At 47.1% G+C, this 19,897-nt stretch carries 17 protein-coding genes and 3 tRNA genes; 1 reads left to right on the top strand and 19 read right to left on the bottom strand.

Going from position 1 to position 19,897, the window contains the following annotated elements:
• The 19 genes from ABY044_RS10350 to ABY044_RS10260 all read right to left on the bottom strand — a co-directional run.
• A partial coding sequence (locus ABY044_RS10350) for a GTP-binding protein (protein WP_373020463.1) occupies positions 1–434 on the bottom strand: 434 nt, incomplete at its 3' end.
• Positions 435–499: 65 nt separating this feature from the next.
• Positions 500–575: transfer RNA gene (locus ABY044_RS10345), tRNA-Thr, on the bottom strand.
• Positions 576–637: 62 nt separating this feature from the next.
• Positions 638–712, bottom strand: a tRNA-Gly gene (locus ABY044_RS10340).
• A gap of 1 nt (position 713) precedes the next feature.
• Positions 714–803: transfer RNA gene (locus ABY044_RS10335), tRNA-Ser, on the bottom strand.
• Positions 804–859: 56 nt separating this feature from the next.
• Positions 860–2,374 carry a hypothetical protein gene (locus tag ABY044_RS10330; RefSeq protein ID WP_373020462.1) on the bottom strand — a complete coding sequence of 505 codons (1,515 nt, stop codon included), beginning with the start codon at positions 2,372–2,374 and terminating at the stop codon, positions 860–862.
• The gene (locus ABY044_RS10325) at positions 2,375–3,016 is read right to left on the bottom strand and encodes a tetratricopeptide repeat protein (RefSeq protein WP_373020460.1); all 642 of its coding nucleotides are present in this window, start codon (positions 3,014–3,016) and stop codon (positions 2,375–2,377) included. It abuts the gene before it with no gap.
• The gene (locus ABY044_RS10320; RefSeq protein ID WP_373020459.1) at positions 3,017–3,922 is read right to left on the bottom strand and encodes a type II secretion system F family protein; all 906 of its coding nucleotides are present in this window, start codon (positions 3,920–3,922) and stop codon (positions 3,017–3,019) included.
• Complete coding sequence (locus ABY044_RS10315) at positions 3,919–4,860, bottom strand: type II secretion system F family protein (RefSeq protein WP_373020457.1); 942 nt, start codon at positions 4,858–4,860, stop codon at positions 3,919–3,921. Before ABY044_RS10315 ends, ABY044_RS10320 begins: the two co-directional genes overlap by 4 nt.
• Complete coding sequence (locus tag ABY044_RS10310) at positions 4,860–6,275, bottom strand: CpaF family protein (protein WP_373020455.1); 1,416 nt, start codon at positions 6,273–6,275, stop codon at positions 4,860–4,862. The genes ABY044_RS10315 and ABY044_RS10310 overlap by 1 nt, the downstream gene beginning before the upstream one ends.
• Complete coding sequence (locus ABY044_RS10305) at positions 6,276–7,559, bottom strand: CpaE family protein (RefSeq protein WP_373020453.1); 1,284 nt, start codon at positions 7,557–7,559, stop codon at positions 6,276–6,278.
• A gap of 1 nt (position 7,560) precedes the next feature.
• Complete coding sequence (locus ABY044_RS10300; protein WP_373020451.1) at positions 7,561–9,129, bottom strand: type II and III secretion system protein family protein; 1,569 nt, start codon at positions 9,127–9,129, stop codon at positions 7,561–7,563.
• Positions 9,126–10,010, bottom strand: a complete 885-nt coding sequence (cpaB, locus tag ABY044_RS10295) for a Flp pilus assembly protein CpaB (RefSeq protein WP_373020450.1) — start codon at positions 10,008–10,010, stop codon at positions 9,126–9,128. The genes ABY044_RS10300 and cpaB overlap by 4 nt, the downstream gene beginning before the upstream one ends.
• A gap of 53 nt (positions 10,011–10,063) precedes the next feature.
• Positions 10,064–10,567 carry a hypothetical protein gene (locus tag ABY044_RS10290; protein WP_373020448.1) on the bottom strand — a complete coding sequence of 168 codons (504 nt, stop codon included), beginning with the start codon at positions 10,565–10,567 and terminating at the stop codon, positions 10,064–10,066.
• Positions 10,567–10,764: a hypothetical protein gene (locus ABY044_RS10285; RefSeq protein WP_373020446.1), complete on the bottom strand. Its 198-nt coding sequence runs from the start codon at positions 10,762–10,764 to the stop codon at positions 10,567–10,569. Before ABY044_RS10285 ends, ABY044_RS10290 begins: the two co-directional genes overlap by 1 nt.
• A gap of 334 nt (positions 10,765–11,098) precedes the next feature.
• A complete protein-coding gene (locus ABY044_RS10280; protein WP_373020444.1) occupies positions 11,099–11,602 on the bottom strand; it encodes a heme-binding protein in 504 nt (167 codons plus the stop codon).
• A gap of 261 nt (positions 11,603–11,863) precedes the next feature.
• Entirely contained in the window at positions 11,864–15,187 is a 3,324-nt protein-coding gene (locus ABY044_RS10275) for an efflux RND transporter permease subunit (protein ID WP_373020442.1), read from the bottom strand.
• Positions 15,188–15,192: 5 nt separating this feature from the next.
• The gene (locus ABY044_RS10270) at positions 15,193–16,287 is read right to left on the bottom strand and encodes an efflux RND transporter periplasmic adaptor subunit (protein WP_373020441.1); all 1,095 of its coding nucleotides are present in this window, start codon (positions 16,285–16,287) and stop codon (positions 15,193–15,195) included.
• Between the two features lie 78 nt (positions 16,288–16,365).
• Positions 16,366–17,787: a TolC family protein gene (locus ABY044_RS10265; protein WP_373020440.1), complete on the bottom strand. Its 1,422-nt coding sequence runs from the start codon at positions 17,785–17,787 to the stop codon at positions 16,366–16,368.
• A 243-nt stretch (positions 17,788–18,030) separates the two neighbouring features.
• Positions 18,031–18,663 carry an alpha/beta hydrolase gene (locus tag ABY044_RS10260; RefSeq protein ID WP_373020438.1) on the bottom strand — a complete coding sequence of 211 codons (633 nt, stop codon included), beginning with the start codon at positions 18,661–18,663 and terminating at the stop codon, positions 18,031–18,033.
• A 72-nt stretch (positions 18,664–18,735) separates the two neighbouring features.
• Here ABY044_RS10260 and ABY044_RS10255 point away from each other — a divergent pair, with 72 nt between their 5' ends.
• Positions 18,736–19,869, top strand: coding sequence for a 4-phosphoerythronate dehydrogenase (locus ABY044_RS10255; RefSeq protein WP_373020436.1), 1,134 nt, complete (start codon positions 18,736–18,738; stop codon positions 19,867–19,869).
• Positions 19,870–19,897 lie beyond the last annotated feature (28 nt).

Genomic DNA, 19,897 nt, shown 5'->3' with positions numbered 1-19,897 from the left:
TCTTCGTCGTCAACCATGTCGGCTTTGTTTAGGAATACTACGATGTACGGTACACCTACCTGACGAGATAGAAGGATGTGCTCACGTGTTTGTGGCATTGGGCCATCTGCGGCAGAACAATCTAGGATCGCGCCGTCCATTTGAGCGGCACCGGTAATCATGTTTTTAACATAGTCGGCGTGACCTGGGCAGTCTACGTGCGCGTAGTGACGCGTTTCTGATTCGTATTCTACGTGAGCCGTAGAGATCGTGATACCACGCTCTCTTTCTTCCGGTGCGTTATCGATAGCGGAATAGTCTTTTGACTCCCCACCAAACTTCTTACCTTGTACGATTGTTAGAGCCGCTGTAAGAGTTGTCTTACCATGGTCAACGTGACCAATCGTACCAACGTTTACGTGCGGCTTACTACGTTCAAACTTTTCCTTTGCCATGATGCAAACTCCGTTAAAACAGCGACAAACCTCTAAAGGCACGCCCGCCTATATTAAATGAAAAATGGAGCTCTCAACCAGGATCGAACTGGTGACCTCATCCTTACCATGGATGCGCTCTACCTACTGAGCTATGAGAGCAAATAACAAAAAGGCCCTCCCTATCGGCCAAATAAAACAACCAACAAAGAGAGCCTAGAAACTGGAGCGGGTAGGGGGAATCGAACCCCCCTCATCGGCTTGGAAGGCCGAGGTAATAGCCAATATACGATACCCGCATGGCGGAGAGCGGGGGATTCGAACCCCCGATAGGTTTGACCCTATACCCGCTTTCCAGGCGAGCTCCTTCAGCCGCTCAGACAGCTCTCCAAAAGGAATGGCGTATTATATAGATACGTCCGGTAATTGTCTACAGGTACTTAGCATTATGAAATCTGCCAAGTAAACCCACCTCCCAGAAAAGGCAGTTTGATACTGAAATAACGCATTTTCTGCACACTGCAATCAAGCTGCTCGTAACTGGTATCAATACTGGTGAAAGGCCCAAAGAAAATGCTCATCATCCACTGGAAAAAGTTAAGCCGGGTCTTTTCATTACTATTAAAGTCGATACAACTTTGTTGGGCGTAACCGGTTACGTCGGACGTGACCGTTTTGGTTCCGTCCCAACAATCCGGATTCATCATGTCTAACATATTAAACATATTACAGGCGACTTCCGTGGTGGTCGTGCCAACCGTCTTCTGATAACTCAAACAGCGAACCACTTCCGGATCACTGGTTGATTGCGCCACATTGTTGATATCCGTTAAACCGCCCGATATATTCGGTACATCGGAATCCGCGGTGCCAGTCACGCAAGTCCCCTTTCGACCTACATAAAAATAACCGTCAACAAAGACCTTATCAGCCGTCCAGCTCCAACCATCACTATCCAATTCATAAAAAGCCTTATAGCTACTCACATAACTATTATTTTCTTTAAGGTCGTTACCAAGCCAATCCTTTGCATAATAACCGCTGGTTCCAAACAACCAACTCAGCATCCAAAAGTTCCATTGCTGCTGTCCTGAAAACGGGTCGGTGCCGCTAACCACTTCCAAGGGTTCCTGATTAACGACCGTTTCATAACTCGCTTTTTGAGTTGCGTTAGAAAAATCAATTAACACGGTACCGTCATCGGCCTTATCTTTACCAAGCCACTGAGGGGAAAGAACGACGGATGGATACTTGGTTTTATTGACATTTCCGGGATGAGAATCGACATAACCGTATTCACAATAATTTTGACGCGCAACAGAACCTACTGTACCAACGGTGCCTGGAAAGCTTGCCGTCACACCGGCCATGTCCGAAACCAAACACATTTCATAGCGCTTATCGCAAAAGCAGTTGGCAATATCGGGGCTGTTAATATCGGCTTCGGGCAGACCGTATATCGCTTTGCCCGACGGAATAAAAATCGGCGCCTGACCGGGAATTACGGAATACCCTTTTGACGTACTCCACAACTCCACGGCTACCGCGCTAAATTCGATATAGTCGTCACTCGCTTTCGGGTTATCTGCAAAACTGTTCAAAGGCACAAACTTGCCGTCGACGATATTTCCAAAAGTAATTTTCTTTTCCAAATCAAAAGCCGCATCCGGATTGCCCGGATTGGGAAGTGCCATCCCCCCTGCATTCAACAACTGGGTCACCGTCGTATCGGTCAATCCTCTATCCATATCCTGAGTAATGGCTAATTCCGAACGCAACGCCACGCTGGCAACCGTTCGAGCATAGTTGTCCAGTTGTCGGTCTAAAATCTTGGCGTTACCGTACTCCAAAACTTCCGTAAACCCGAATAAAGAAAGCACGATCGAAGCGGCTCCCAATAACGAAATCGCGCCCTTCTGCTTTTCCAAAAACCGATTAAACAACCACCCGCTTTGCTTCATTTAATTCACCAGAGTTTTAACCAATTTCAGATTATTTAACGCTTTACCATTTAGCGGGTCTTGCTGTAACGCCTGCTCAAAATAGTTTTGCGCCTGAACATAACGCTTTTGCAACAAGGCACTAAATCCCAGGTTGTTCAATGCACTGACGTGAAGAGTCGCGTCCTGTTTCTTCAACCACCCTTGATAAACATTTTCCGCAATCGAGTATTGACCCTCGACCAAGGACAATCGCGCCATTTCAGATTCGTCGTCCAAGGTTTTATCCGCCAACTTATTGGCTTCCTGCCAAGCAATCAAAGCCCGATCATTTTTTTTCTGAGCTTCATAAACCTGCCCTAATAAACGGTAAAGACGAATGTCTTTGGATTCCGCCTTACGTAACTTCTGCAACAACATTTCAGCCCGTTGGTAGCGCTTTCGATCAACCTCCAGACGTGCTAAGTCCAACGCGAACTGATACTCTTCCTTTTCACCCAGCTCTGTCGCTAAAGGCTTTACCTGCTGCGAATACTTGGCGTAATCGATTTGACTAACCGGTTTTTTGGGCATTTGCGAACAACCGGACAACAACACCAACAGAACGGCCATAAGCACAGCCTTCACACTCAGATCATGGTGACCCAGCACATCAATATTCATTTAAAATCCTCTCCCCAACATGACCATCTTTTCGCCCAACAGTAAAATCAAATACGGCACCATTAAAAACGGCATGATCACGATCGCCATCTTGGCCGATGTTTTGGCCGCCTTCTCTTCCATCGCCTGCTCCCGGTTCAAATACATTCTTCGCGAAAATTCGCTCAACGCATCCCCGATCGAACTTCCCAGTTTTTCATTTTGGATCAACACCTGTACCAAGCCCTGAATATCGCGCGTTGGATTACGTTCCGCAAACTGGCGAAGCGCTTCGATTCGCGGCACGCCCAACTGAATCTGATCCAATAAATATTCGAACTCGTAACAAATTTCCGGGTGAATCTCTTTCAACTCTTGAGCGACGCGCTTCACCGCCACCAAATAACTTAACCCCGCATTCATGCAGATATTGCACATATCCAAAAAGTCCGGAAGGTTCTGGCTGATTTTGCTCAGCCGACTCTGTCCCAGATGAATTAACATTCGCTCCGGCAACAAGAGCATCGCCGTAGGCGCGACCAGAATCCAAACGGCGGAAAACCCCGTCCAACTCCACAATAGCGCCATAATCAAAGCCGACAGTAGCACCGCGCCGTATTTAATGAAAAAGTAAGCTCCGATATAACGTTCATGACGGAAACCGGCACTGATTAACTGGCGTTGCACCGTAGCGATCTCTTTTGCACTTTTAGATCCGATGGCTCGTCCCAAAGTGCACCACCAACAGTTCGAATTGCCGACTTTCTGCTTAGCATAATGATTCGCAAGCCCCACTCTGGCCTTAAGGCGTTCTTTCTGAACTTGTTTATTTTGAGCTTGCAATAACCGGTTAAGCAGCAACCAGGTACTAAAAAAAACCAGGCCGGAAGTCAGCAGTAATAGCGTCGTAAAAGAGAGCAATTTCAAAACCTCATCTTTAACATATATCGCAGAATCATCGTTCCCGTTCCGATTAAAGTAATCGAGAGCAGAAACAACTTATAACCCATCGGATCGTTCAAAAAGAAATCCATGGATTCGGGATCAAAAAAATATTTGTAGCCAAGATAAAGAATCGGTGCTCCGCCGATAAACCAAGCGGTAAAACGCGATTCGGCCGTTAAGGTTTTGAGTTTGGCCTGAAAGTTTTCGCGACGTCTCATCAAGCGCGAAAGTTCAGTCAAAATCGCAGCCAACTGCCCGCCGGTTTCCCTCTGGATAATCAACGTAATGACAAAAAACTGTGCTTCCGGTAAATCCACTCTGCGCTGAAATTCGCGCAGGATATCCCGCATACTGATACCCAGCGTCAGTTGTTTATTCACTTCTTTCAACTCCTGCGCCAACGGCCCTTTCATATCTTCACCGATCGCCGCCAAAGCGCCGTCGATGCCGTAACCGGAATGTAACGAACGCACGATCGAGTCCAACATATCCGGAAACTGTTTACGCAATTCGCGCTGTCTTCTGCGAATTTTCAACGCCACATAAAACATAGGAAGCAATGGCAGCACCATGCTGACGAACACCATCTTTTCGTTAAGTACGTTGTATTGGGTCGAAAAAATAAACGCGCTGACGAATAGCAAGACTGCCTGAATCACTAATAAACGGACTATCTCGTTTTTTTGGTTAATCCCCGCCTGCTTGAATTTACCGCTTAGCCACACAAACCAGGGCTTTTGCTGCTGCGACAGTAATTGGTCTTGAATGCTCTTTTGCTCGGCCCGATTAATCCCGACTCGAACCAGCAAAGCCTGAAGTTCCTGCTGTTTATGCCGTTGACGCTTCAACGTCAACGCAAAGCCCAATAACAGAAACGGCAAACAGATTGCCAACGCAACAATCACAAAGCCGACGTCCATTAAGCGACTTCCTGAGTAAAGTTAAATAGATCCGCAGGAAGACGATAGCCAACCGCCTCACATTTCTTGCCGCACCCCGGGCGTAACCCGGTGGCGCGGAACACGCCACGCATCCTGTCGGTGGTTTTATCCAAGACATTCTCGAACACGAAAATTTCCTGCAAGACCACGTTGTCCTCTTCGATACCGACCACTTCAGTGATCGATTCAACACGGCGCTTTCCGTCCTTACCGCGATTAACGTAAATAATCAGATCGATCGCACTGGCGATCTGCTTGCGAATTGACGCCGCCGGAATTTCCACCCCACTCAAGTTAATCATCAATTCCAAACGGGCAATGCTGTCGCGCGGGCTATTCGCGTGAAGCGTCGCCAAAGAGCCGTCATGCCCGGTATTCATCGCCTGCAACATATCCAACACTTCGCCGCCTCGCACCTCACCAAGCACAATGCGATCAGGGCGCATACGCAATGCGTTTTTCAACAACTCTCGCTGAGAAACTTCACCCACGCCTTCCGCATTCGGCGGGCGGGTCTCCAAACGCACCACATGAGCCTGCTGCATTCTCAACTCGGCGCTGTCCTCAATGGTAACGGTTCGTTCGTTTTCGGGAATCAGCCCGGAAAGCATATTTAAGGTCGTCGTCTTACCGGAACCGGTACCACCGCAAACCAGGATATTCAAACCGGCTTTTACCGCATAATCCAAAAATTGGAACATCTGCTCGGTCATGGAACCGAAAGCGATCAAATCTTTGGGACGTAGATGCTGTTCGGGAAAACGGCGGATCGAAACGCTGATACCGTCGACCGCCAAAGGAGGAATAATGATATTGATACGCGAGCCGTCGGGAAGACGAGCATCAACCAACGGCGAGGATTCATCCACACGGCGCCCGGTGGTGTAGAGCATTCGATCGACTTTGTTGCGCAAGTGCTCTTCACTAATGAAGCTGACATCGCTTAACTCCAATTGACCGCCGCGCTCGACGTAAATCTGGTTATAGCCGTTAATTAAAATATCGGAAATCGTCGGATCGGCCAACAAAGGCTCGATCGGCCCCAAACCGTAAATCTCATCCAGTAACTCGACCCCCAGTTGGCGTACTTCGATGTCGGACAACGGGTACCCCATATCCGCAGCAATCTCACGTACCAACAACTCCAATCTGGGTTTAAGTTCCTGGCGGGTTTCCTTACTGTCCGCCTGATAAAAAGCATCTTCTTCCGCCGCTTTTTTCTGGCATCGACGTTTGATTTCAAGAAAAGAAGAATTTTGCGCCATATTGACGTCGTTCATCGCACTGCGAGCCGCCGAACCAATGCCGGAACCTTCAGAGGGTTTCTTCTCACCTAAATCGGCAGCAACCTGACGTTGCTGCTCAACTTGCCGTAGACGGTCTCGAATACTCATTTAAGACACCACAACCTGCTTATCGTTCAACGTGGAGGATCTTTTTTTCGAAACGCCTTTACCTTTTGATTTGAACTTTTTTCGATAAGCCGACAACCAACCGCCAAACACGCCCTTCACGGCATTAGACTTAACGGCTTTCTGTTCAACCTCCAGTTTCAAACTGCCGTTATGCAACATATTGGCGATATTGAGCAACTGCTTATTCACGATCGACTCCGGCTTATAATCTTTAAGCAGACGGCCTTCTTTCAACGATTCGTTAAAGCCCAAATAGTCGTTTGCAACACGTGCAACCGTACTGACATCAAAAGCGTCGATTACTTCTTCAAGCAGTTCGTCGTCCTGACTGGTACTGCGGTTGACGACCAACTTAACGGAATCTTTTAAATACCCCAGTTTCTGGGTCAATTGAATTGCGGTATTAACCGCTCTGAAAGACGATAACGAAGGCTCAGCCACCAAAACGATATTGTCGGATTCGTCCAGGCAACTCAATGTCATATCGGACAGGTCGCTGGCACAGTCGATAATGACGTGATCGTAATAACGGCGCAGCGATTGAATGATGGTCTTAATCAATTCGCCGTTCAGATTATCCAGCTCACTGACTTCGCTAGGTAACGAAAGCACATAAAGTCCGGATTCATGACGACTTAAGGATTTATAAATCAACTTCTCGTCAAAGCGATTCAGGTTATAGACAAAGTCGGTCAAAGAGTACAAGCGCTGACCTTCCATATTCAGATACAAAGAGGTGTCCCCCAATGGCATATTCAAATCGACCAGAACGGTTTTCCCTTCGGTCAAATCGTTCAGATGCGACGCCAAATTAGTGGCCAAAGCGGTACAGCCCACTCCGCCTTTCAGGCTGAACATAGAGGAGACATTACCGTTTTTACCCTGGCGGCGGCGATCTTGCATGTGCAAAATCGAAAGAATGCTGAATACTTCGTTAGGACATTCGATAAAACCTTGCACCCCTTGATGGTTCGCCTCGATAATGAAATCGACATCCTTTTCCTTTAGCAGAATATAGACGGAAACACCTTTCGCCAGAGTCAAAATCTGGTTGGTTTTTTCTAAAATCTCTTCCGAATTACCATGGTATTCAAGCAATACCAAACTGATGTCTTCCGGCCAGATATGAGGAATTTCTTCCATCGTCTCTAAAATATATTTAGACATGACCGAGACTCTGACCGCCTCTTTCAGGTCTTCGTCCGCGCCGAAATAAAGGGCCTGTTTCAGGGCTATTGAATTGGTAGGCAGTGATTGGCTCATATTATGGTTTCTCCAATCCGATCTTAACGGAAAGTTCCGGTAAAACGCTCTCTCCTTCCGGCAGTAATTCGGCGACTTTCCCCATAAAAAATCCGTCAGCGGCACTTGGGCGATCCAATCGTTCCCCCGGCAAGGTGACTTTTGTTCCTTTTTCAATCGGCTCAACAAAGGTCGGCGTTACCAGTATCGCCAATTCCGATTGATCTTTTTCATAGCTGGTCGAACGGAACAATGAACCAATGATCGGAATATCGCCTAGAAAAGGCACCTTTGAAACCGATGAACGCAGCGTATCTTGAATCAACCCACCAATCACAAAACTTTGTCCCGGAGCCAATGTAATTGTCGTATTCGCTCTACGCGAGCGGAATCCCGGCACCACGATGCTCCCTGTCTGCGCTCCGGCACTTTCGTCGATATTGCTGATTTCCGGTGCCACCGTCATTTGAATATCGCCGGATTCCGTAATAACCGGACTAAAACGCAACCGTACACCAAACTCTTTGTAGGTAACGGTAATCGTATCTTGGTTTTGAGCGGTAGGAATCGGTACTTCTCCACCGACAAGGAAGTCTGCCGTTTCGCCCGACTGCACGATCAATTCCGGCTTAGCCAATACCCTTGCCAGTTTATTGCCCTCCAAAATCGATAAAACGCCGAATAAGTTTCCACCACTCGGCTGGATACCGATTTGAAATGCATCCTGATGCGCAACCGGTAAAGTCGCCTTAGACAAGTTGGAATCCAAATCCAGTAGGAAATCCATAGTCGATCCAAGCACTCCGGCCGACACCAAATTAAAGCGATCACGACGATCCAGAATTGATGCACCGCTTCTAAACGGATTCCCTTTAACTACTTCGGCGACGCGCACCGATAACTTGACCTGTTGAGGACCGTTCACCTTAACCATATTGACCACACTCAGTCCCAATGCCGAAATGACCGAATGAATGCGTTTTTTCTGAGCCTTATTCGGTACCTCACCGCTGAGTAGAACCATGTAGTTTCCAGCCAACGGCTGGATGCTCAAGCTACCGGCCGACTCTTCCGACTGCAAAATGCTTTTGTCTTTACGCTTAAGCGCCTGCAAAGTGGCGTCGTCATCAATCTTGTTTCCGATCTGATCCACTTCCCGGCGCACCGCGCTTTCCGAACTCACCCAAATGTTTTTTAATTCAAATTTGACCGTTCCCTGCGGATTCAATTCTTGAAGCAACTTGGTCAAAGTCGACTCGATCTCCTCGCGACGCGACTGGTCGGGTGCCACATTCAATACCACCTGGTGATCGACATTCGGGGTATCTCGATAGGTCACGATCAATTGCGTGCGCCCCGCGCCTTTCCCGGTCAGCAATAACTCTTTATTATTCAAAACCTTAACCGCAGCCAAATCGGGATTGGCAATCAGAGCGCGCTTTAACGGTTGCTCGAACTTGATAATTCGGCTATCGGTTTCGGTCAGGTTATATTCCTTGTCCAGTTTGGCATGAACGTCAAGCGGTAAAACAATCAACCCAAGGCTTGTTATTAATGCGGTCTTTTTAATCCAGTTCGAAATCAAACTCATTGCGTAATCACCTCTTGAACACTATCGCCTTGCATAATTTGAATCACTTCACGTTTTTGCTTAGGTTTAAATTTTGGCGGACGCTGTTTTCCGCGTTCCATGACTTTGACATTCACACCGTCCGTTTCAACCAAGCCGACATCAGAAGGTCCTCTCAAAGCCAAATGAATCGCTCCGACGTTCATAGCCAGTGCGACTTGTTCCGCCTGTTGCGTATTCACATTCAGGGCAACCATCGATGCTTTAACGAAAGCCTCGCCCTGGCGGTTTTTATTCGCCTCCTGAACTTCTTCCTGCTTCATTTGTCCCATTCGATTCGTCTGTCCGATGGATAACACTTCGATATTCTGCAAAATAGTACGGCTGATCATGCGCTTGCCGTCCGCGCTTTCAAACACACTGATTACATCGACGTGATCGTTCGGGTTCAACATACCCAACAAACCGCTCTCTGCCGAAACCGGAATACGAATCGCACGCATCCCTTTTTCCAACAAAGCCTCCACACTGTTTTCCGCTTCCTGTTGCACACCGACCTTCTGATCGATCAACCACTCGCCTGCAAAAATATGCTGTTTGGCTATGTGCCCGACCACGGCATCCGGTTGCGTCACCACACCTTTCGCAATCACCCCTTCGGTTGGCACCATCAACACTTTAATATCATCGAGCTCGATCTTTTCGCCCCGGTATAAATCACGGTTAGCGACGACCACCGAACGCAATTCCGGCTTTTCGATCACGGTTACCGTTTTGACTTCGGTCTTGCTTTCCGCTTCGGCAACCCGGTTTTCCACATAACCGTATACCAAGCCTACCGCCAAAACGGCAGACAAAAGCGCAACGCCATACAGGATGAAATCACTGCGTTGAATTTTCATAAACCACTCTTAAATTAGGATTTCGATGATCCACAAGGTTCATCGCAAAGAATTTAGTGACAGCTGTCTTTAATGCTGATAATCGTATCGACGCTCATTGGAAGCATCGCCTCTAATACGCTTGGCAATACTAGAGAATTGGCTGTCGCCTTAAAATTAATCACATAGACTTCAAAACCTGAAATCGTACTGTTTGTGACCGTTGCAGCAATCGGCTGGCTTGCATCAAACGTTACGCCTTTCGTCTCTAAAGACTGTTTGATAAAAGTTGTCAGCTCCGCACCTGCCGTGGATTTAAGCGCCACTTTCCCTGTCGACCCGCACTCAACGTACTTAATACTCGGATCGGGTGTAGCCCCTGCCGCTAAGTTACTGACTTCCGATACCTCTACCAAAATGGCACTATGAACATCGGTCAGTACATCATTGGCCGCGAAACTGTTCATCGCATAAGCAACCGCCTCTACCACAAACAGAATCACACCCAGCATAATCGGCAAAACATAGGCCGTTTCCAACATCACGGCCCCACGCTGCCTGTTTAAAGCTAACATCATTAAGCGGCTGTAATTCCGGCTGCAGTTAACTTGTCGTTAATGAACCCGCCGACACCTGTCGTTGTTCCGGTAAAGAATGCCGTACCGATAGCGATAACAACCGCAATGACCAATGCATATTCGATCATCGAAGCGCCTTTTTGCTTTTTGACTTGTTTCGCTTTAACCATTTCTAATACTTTTGCTTCATTCAACATATCCAATTCCTCATTTTTTCTAAAAGGCCGTTTCCGGTGGAGGCCATTTAATAAGAATCGATTTTGAACTTCAATAAAATTTATGAGGTTTTATAAACAAATCTTTTGATTGCTTAATAAGTATTTTTTGTAGGGTTAAATAGACGTATTTAATAAGCGGTTAAGTGGCTGTTATTTAAGGACATTATTTTTTTTCTATGGACATAAGTTATTGATATATAGTTATATTCTAATATTATTACTTTCTAATATTTATAGGCCCATAAGGCGCTTAAAAACAAAAAAAGCCAGCAAAATTGCTGGCTTTTTAAATAAATCGACGACGGAAATCGCATTACTGCATTTCTAAATCATCCTGGACCGATTCCACTCCCGCAACCGCACAAGCTTCATCATCTTTACCATCCGGAGCACCACTTACACCCACTGCGCCATACAACTTGCCGCCTGCCTGAATAGGCGTAGAACCGGCCATGAATGCCAACCCTTCACCCATGCTTTGCAAAGGGCTGTTGGCACGATCGCCAAGCTGAGAACCTTTAACGTTAAACATCACAGCGGTATAAGCTTTCTTCTTACTAATACCCAATGAAACCGGCGGAGCAATCGTATCTCTTAACTGCGCCTGAACAATACCATTACGGTCAACCACCGTCACACTGACAGGAATTCCTTTCTCACGGCATGCATTAATGGTGTTGACAGCGATCGTGTTCGCTACATCCATAGAAAGACGGGAAACATTCACCGTCATCGGCTCTTCAGCCATAACCGGTGCACTAACCATGGCACCAAGCCCAAGAATTGCCACAACTCTTTTTAATTTTCTAACCATCATACCTGCTCCTTATTCAAGTTTAGTATTCGTCCAACATCCAGAGTAAGATCATCTTTTGTATTTGGATATTAGAAACTACATTCTAACAATCGTTTTTACAAAAAACACCTTTAAAATCCCTAGTTTTAAGCTTATAAGGAGCATTTAAGACATTCGTCCATAAGACATTTGCCTCAAATAATCGGTCAGCTTAAAAGCAAAAACGCCCCGCTGAATCACTTCAACGAGGCGTGTTTGAACATTAATAATTAAATAGCTGTTTTATTGACGGGCCTGCGCTTCCAACGCTTCCTGCTGTTTCACACCTCCGTGCCACTGCCAAATGTAATATAACAGCGGAATTACCAGCAAAGTCAGAACCGTTGATGACAAGGTTCCGAAAATTAAGGATACCGCCAAGCCGCCGAAGACCGGATCGGTAATCATAATCATCGACCCGAACATGATGGCCAACGCCGTCAACAAGATCGGACGGAAGCGTACCTTACCGGCCTCAATGACGGCATCTTTCAACGACTGGCCTTCCTTACGGTATTCCAAAATAAAGTCGATCAACAGCAAGGAGTTTCTGACGACGATCCCGGCAAGTGCAATTACCCCGATCATCGACGTGGCGGTAAAGGCCTGTCCCGTCAACCAGTGCCCTGGGAAAACCCCGATCATGGTTAACGGAATCGCTCCCATTACAATCACCGGCATCATGAACGAACGGTAGTAACCGACCAATATCAAATAAATAAAGATCAAGGCAACAATGAAAGCACTCCCCATATCTCGGAACACATCCAGTGTAAGACGCATTTCTCCACCCCATAATAAGGTGTAGTCCATCACATCATCCGGCTGAGCGGTCACAAAGCCCAGGTTCGCAGTATGGAAAGTCACGCCGGAATCAGGCAACGTGACGCCATCCAACATTTTATCCAGCGACAATACCGCGTAGACCGGACTTGAACGCAACAACTCGCCACCAACCATGACCATCTGATGCTGATCACGATCCATAATCGGCTTAGCGTATGTTGTCTCTTCAATGCTTGCGACTGCGGACAAAGGCACTGCCTCGCCGGAGCGTGCCTGTACACGCAACGACAGTAACTGCTCGGCAACCGTACGTTCGGACTTAGGTAAACGCACCAGAATATTGACCGACTCGCGGACATTATCCAAGTGCATATAACCCAACTCGTAACCATTAATGTAATCCCTCAACATCTTAGCCACTTGCGCAGGTGCGACACCCAGCAAATTCGCCTGCTCACGGTCGATATTAATTTCGTAACTGCGCACATCGGACGTCACCGAATCGTCGACATTAACCATGCCATAGATACCGGCAAACTTTTCATCGATTTCAGACGCAGCCGCACGAAGCTTATCGTAATCCGGCCCATATAACTCAGCCATGATCTGCGTGGTAACAGGTGGCCCAGGAGGGGTTTCGTAAATTTTAATATTCGCTTCCGGGAAGCTCTTACGAATTTCATCCAGCTTTTCATCCAGCATAATCGCGATATCGTGCGAAGATTCGTCACGGTGGTGCTTGTTGACCAAATTCACGCGAATCTGTGCAAAGTTAGGACCTTGCTTAATCAAATCGCCACGAACCAAAGCGGCAAAATCGATCGGTGCCGGCTTACCAAGATAAATGCTGTAATCCGTTACATGAATTGTTTTGGCGATTTCAGCACCGACATGGCGCACGACTCGATCCGTCGCCTCCAGAGCGGAATCTTCCGGCATATCGATTTGAACCAGGAACGTGCTGGTATTGTCATAAGGCAACATCTTCACTTCCACACCGGCGGGATGCAACGGATTATTCATGCCGTCGTCGCGCATAAATTGCAATGCAGGCTGAACCATCGCCGCAAACAACGCCATCAAAACCACAAACAAGAATACGTTTCGTTTGGTACGGCTTTGAATCATCGGCGTGATAATCTTCACGTACAATTTTTGCATCCAGTCTTCTTCATGAACATGATGAGCTTGAAGACTTTCGCGCTCCTGCATCTCTTTGATGGCTTTTTTGCCCAACCAGCGATACGCCGCATACGGCACAAGAATATAGGCCACGACCAACGAAGCGATCATCGCAACCGGAACATTGAATGGAATCGGTGCCATAAACGGCCCCATCATCCCGGTGACGAACAGCATCGGAATGAAGGCAAGAATAACCGCCAGCGTCGCAACGTTGGTCGGATTCCCGATCTCGTTCGTTGCCTTAATCATCAGTTCATCGAACTTCTCGGGATCAAACCCTTCGTGGATATGCCGATGAATGTTCTCGATCACCACGATGGCGGCATCGACCAACAACCCCAGTGACAGAATCAGAGCAAACAACGTGATTCGGTTAATGGTTTGATCGGCGATCATTCCCACGAAAAGCACCACAAACAGAATCAGCGGAACCGTCAGCGTCACGATACCGGCTTCTCGCCAACCTAAGAAAAGAACCAAAATCACAATGACCGAGCCAACGGCAATAGCCAAATGCTCCATCAACAAATTAACGGCTGCATTGGCTTTATCCCCGTCGTTACGGGTGACGATAACATCGACGTTAGCCGGCACCACCGCTTTCTTGAGGAAGTCCATTTTTTCCAAGACGGCATTAGCCACTTCAACCGCGTTGGTTCCCGGTTTTTTAGCGATCGTAATGGTAACGGAAGTCTGCTCGCCGCGGACGCCATGGTGTCCGTGAGGACCGAATCCGATACGGGTATAGGAATCGGCTTCTTCCGGACCGTCTTCAATCGTAGCAATATCACGCAAATAAATCGGACGCCCCATATCGGCACCGATAATGATGTCGCCGACTTCCTTTGCATTGCCTAAATAACCGTTCACACGAACCAGTTGGTTTTTATTGTTATTGACTAAAGAACCAACCGGCAAAGAGACGTTACTGCCCTGCAGCATTTTACTGATTTGCTCCAGCGTCAGTCCGGTCAAGGCGATTTTCTGTGCATCCAACCAGACATTTACCGCACGGCGGTCGCCGCCGACCACTTCCGTGAAAGAAACACCCGGTACGTTACGCAGATGCTCGACGAGCTTCAACGACAAATCACGTAAAGCCACGCCCGGCAATTCACTGGACGTAACGGCCAAAGTCAGAATCGGCACATCATCGACGTTAATCGGCTTAATCAACGGTTGCTGAGTATCCGGCGGCATCTTATCCATATTCTGCATAAGCTGGTTATAGACTTTAACCAAACTGTCCACCTGATTCTCACCCACCTCGAACTGAACCGTGACCACACCAAAATCGTTGGTTGCATAACCAAAGGTATGATCCACGCCCGGCAAGGCGTTCATAATCGCTTCCAACGGCTTGACCGCCATATTGGAGACTTCTTCCGGCGTTGCCCCGCCCTTCGGAACAATGATATTTGCTGCCGGAACGACGATTTGTGGATTGTATTCACGAGGCGTAATCAAATACGCCATCATGCCCGCAAGCGTAATGGCGATCATGATCATCATTGTGATCTTGGAATGAATAAACGCCTTTGCCAGTTTACCGGCGATATTCAAATCCGCCTTAGACGTATTCTGTGTTTCGGCCATACTGATTAAGCTCCTTCACTTTCCGGCTTAACTGGCTCAACCAAATCGCCGTTCAGCATGCTTTGGTTATTATCGATGACAATATGCTCGCCCAGACCCAAACCGGCCTGGATTTCCGTCATACCGTTCGCCGACATGCCGACTCGGACCATCGCGAACGTCGCCTTTCCGTCCTTCACAACAAATACCCCGGAAATTCCGGCACGATCAAGCACAGCCGAACTTGGAATCATAATCGTTTGACGCTCGCCGCGTTTGAAGCTCACACGCGCAAACGTACCACTATTAATGTTACCGACGGCAGGCAAACTCAATTTAACCGTATGCGTACGCGTTTTCGGATTTGCAGCACTGACCAAAGTATAAATAGTTCCAATCAAAGGCTTAGGCTGAGCATCGATCACCACCGTCGCTTCATCGCCATTTCTCAAAACGGCAAACAGATCCTCGGCTACTTCGGTTTGGACACTCACACTTTCCAGATTTTCAATCACAACGATTGGCTGGCCGGGCGAGGCTAATGCACCGGCATCCGCCAGTTTTTCGACCACAACACCACTGAACGGCGCACGAACGTCGGCATACGACAATTGAGCTTTAGCCTGATCCAAGCCCGACTTCGCCGCGGCAAGATTCTCCTGGGCAACACTGTATTGAAGCGTAATTTTGTCGTACTGCTGTTTAGAAACAGAGTCATCCTTATAAAGTTTAGTGAAGCGATCGTAATCCAACTTGGCGTCTGTCAGCGCGGCTTTAGCCTGCTGATAAGCGGCTTGCGCCTGATTGATCTGACTTTGTACATCCGTTGAATCGATGCGGAAAAGAAGCTGGCCGCGCTTAACGGTTTGACCGGCCTTTACGTTAAGGTCTTTAATATAGCCGATCAATCGCGAAGAAATCTGCGCTCTTTGATCCGAAACAACCGCACCCGGCACGACAGCCGTCATCGGCACCGTACCCAATTCTACCGTGCCGATCGTCGCCTTGATTACCTGCTGTTTTTCCGCCTCAATCGTGTGCCCCTCATCCTGGGAGCATCCCGTCAGCGCAATTGCCGAAATCAACGTACCTAACGTCAATACTTTTTGTAACCGCTTCATTTTCAACCTCAATACAATAATTAAATTCTTTTAAGTCCACTTTTATGTGGCAAACCAAACTGTCTAGCTAATATGGATTTACAATTGAGAAAGACTCATCGTACCGGTATTCAAACGCAATCTAGCCGCCTGAATATTTCGATCATAAGTGGCAGCCACCACCTCGGCACGCGCTTTATCCAACAAAGCCTGCCCGGCTAATACTTCAGTAATCGTCGCCACACCGTTTTTATATCGCTTCAAAATTAAACGTTGAGCTTCTTCGGCTTGCTGCGCAGCCAGCTGGTTAACATGCACCTGTTTCTTGTCAATATCCAAAGCATGCCAGGCCTTAATAACCTCAAGACGTAACTGGTTCTCTCTAGAGCGCAATTCGGACTCTTTCATCTTCGCGGCCGCATTCGCCTTATCGACTCCGCTCGAGGTGACGCCAAAATCGGTAATCTTCCAAGATACGACACCGGCTACGGTATATGAGCTGTTATCAAACCCGACTTGATCGTCATTCCAATCCTGACGCGCCATCAAGTTAAAACTAGGATACAAACCCGCTTTCGATGCGCCAACTGCGGCAAAACTTGAATTCACTTCATTGCGTTTTGCTTCCAATTCGGGATTACTGGCCAATGCCATCGCAATCAAATCTTCCACATTATCAACCGGGATGGCGACATCAACGCGATGACCCACATCAATTTCAGCCTTCGGCTCCAATGCCATCAGCATTTTCAAACTTTCCAAAGCCACCTTTTCGGAGTTTTTCGCTTTTTCCAAAGCCATACGCGCATTGGACTGATTCACCTTGGCACTGAGTAATTCGGAACGCACCAAGATTCCCTCGTCAACCAGATTGCTGGTGGTTTTTACATAGGAATCCGAAGCCAACACGGCCTTTTCGGCAACATCAATGTAGGCACGTGCGGTATGAACCGCTTCGTAAGCTTGATAGACATTAAAAGTCAGAAATTGTTTCACTGCGACATCGCCGTGCTCGGCCGCCTTAATCATCGCTTTGGCCTGCTCCTGATAAGCGCTGATTCTTCCGCCGTTATAAACGGGAATCAACATTTCCAGGCGGGTATTGAAATCGGTATGGGCATCAGGGTAATTCAAAGCTTTAGGCTGATATGCAAAATCCCCGGAACCAAAAGCCGAAGCCGTTGCACTATCAAAGCCAAAATCCGCCAAAGCTGCTTGGCGTTGCTGCAATTTCATACCGAATACATTTAACGGATTATCCGAATTAGATGCGGTAAACGAAGCGGTAATCTGAGGCAAACGACTGTTTGTAGCCTCTTTAAGTGCAGATTTTGCCTGCTGGATACGGGATGCGCTAACGGACATTTCAGGGTTCTGACTTAATGTCTTTTCCACGCAACTTTTGAATTCAAGCGTTTCAGCTTCAACACTCCATGATAAAGACAAGGAAATAGCTAACGCTAGGCCTTTTAATTTCAATCCGTTTTTACTGAATTGCTCCATAATGACTCCGTTCGCCATGTACAACCTTCCACTTAACTTTATTTAAACCGATCTAAAACAAAAATTAACACTTTCCGATACAAGTAAAAAAAGGATGCCTCAAACATCCCTTCACATCTCAATATAGGCGCCTAAATTCGGCCAATCATTCTTTACAATTCATGAGGCGAATTAACCTTATCGAGTTTCAACTTATAACACAAGTTTATTAACATATAAGAATTTGCTTATATTATAGACAAACAAGCATATAAGTAAACGCTAATATTCAGACAATATGATTTTTTTCAACCAGACCAACTGCCCGTGCAAAAAATGGCTGGCATTAGCACGACAATATACGCTCGGCTGGTTCTGTCTGGAAAACACCCAATCCAACATCTCGCCAACATCCACAACTTCATCACTTAAGCCGACGATGACCTGCCAAGGGATCTCGACCTCGGCGATTTTAGAAAAGTCGTACAAGCCTACCGGCGGCGCCACGACAAACAGGCTCTCGGCCTGCACTTCCGGCAAAGCGGATAACGCAACATAACTGCCGAAAGAAAATCCCCCCAGAACCAACCCTTCATACGACAAAGTCTGACGCGCCCAGTGCACCACCGCTTTTAAATCACGCTGCTCACCATATCCGCCATCATATTCACCTGCACTTTGGCCGACACCACGAAAATTATAAACAACCGTACTGTAACCCAGGCCTTGGAACGCCCGCTCGATGGTCGTAACCACTTTATTATCCATCGTCCCGCCAAATTGAGGATGCGGGTGACTGATCACAATTAATTTTGGCTTATGCCCGGCTTCATCATTTTGACCGGCATCAGACAATCGAATTTCGATAGGGCCGACTTCGCCTTCGACCAGTATTTTTTGACTCTTTGAACGCATTCTTGCCCCAATTTTTTTCGCTAAAAACATGATACCTTATAATAAGCGTATTTATTAACCGAGTAATCTCCAATGCCTCAACAGAAAACCATCGTAATCGACGATGCCGTACCCTATGCAGAAACTATGTTCCAGCACCTAGGCCATATCATTTGCTTGCCAGGTCGTGACATCGATGCCGACGCAGTCAAACAAGCCGACGCGATCGTCGTTCGTTCGCGCACCCAAGTGAACGAAGAATTGCTTGAACACAGTCAAGTGTCATTTGTAGGCAGTACGGTAGTTGGCCTTGACCATGTAGACCAAAACTATTTAAAAAAACGCGGCATTGAATTTTATTCGGCTCAAGGCTGCAATGCCAACTCGGTTGCCGAATACATTATTACCTGTTTACTGGAAGTGGCCGAAGATAAAGGTTTCGAACTTAAAGACAAGACCCTCGGCATCGTCGGAGTCGGTCATGTAGGCAGCCTCGTCTATGAAAAAGCCAACGCGCTCGGCATTAAATGCCTACTCAATGACCCGCCAAAAGTGGACAGATTACCGGAACTCAAAAATATTTATGTTGATTTGGACGATTGCCTCAAGGCAGACATAATCACTTTCCACACGCCATTAACAAAAGAAGGTGAATATCCAACCTATCACTTACTTTCTGCGGAAAAACTGAAACATATACAGCCCGACCAAATCCTGGTCAATGCCGCTAGAGGCGGAATAATCGACGAAAAGGCTTGGATTAAAACCCCTACCCTAGCCAATATTATTGATTGTTGGGAGAACGAACCTTTCATTGATCCCGAACTGTATCAAACCGCTTATATTGCTACTCCCCATATTGCAGGACACTCGCTTGACGCTAAAATCGCCGGCGGTGAAATGGTCTATCAGAAATTATGCAAATTTTGGGGAGTGGAACCTCAGACACAATGGCAAACCCAACTACCTGCCGAACCGGACATATTGACCGTCGATCCGCAGGGGACATTTCAAAGCACCCTCTACAAAATCCTTAAATCAACACACAATCCTCGTAATGACGACATTGCAATACGCAGTACGGATATGAAAAAACTTTACGAAAAATACGAATTCTATCGTCGAAATTTCCCCATTTATCGTGAATGGAGACACCATAAATTCCACACTAATTCCAATGAAATACTCACGCAACGCTTAATCAGCCTAGGCTTCACACCCCATTAACCTTATTTATATAAGAGTATTAGAATCT

The organism is Thiomicrorhabdus sp. (assembly GCF_041583835.1).
In the GTDB taxonomy this organism is placed as follows: Bacteria; Pseudomonadota; Gammaproteobacteria; order Thiomicrospirales; family Thiomicrospiraceae; genus Thiomicrorhabdus.
The sequence above is the reverse complement of the archived record's forward strand: the minus strand, read 5'-3'. Positions and strand labels throughout refer to the sequence as shown.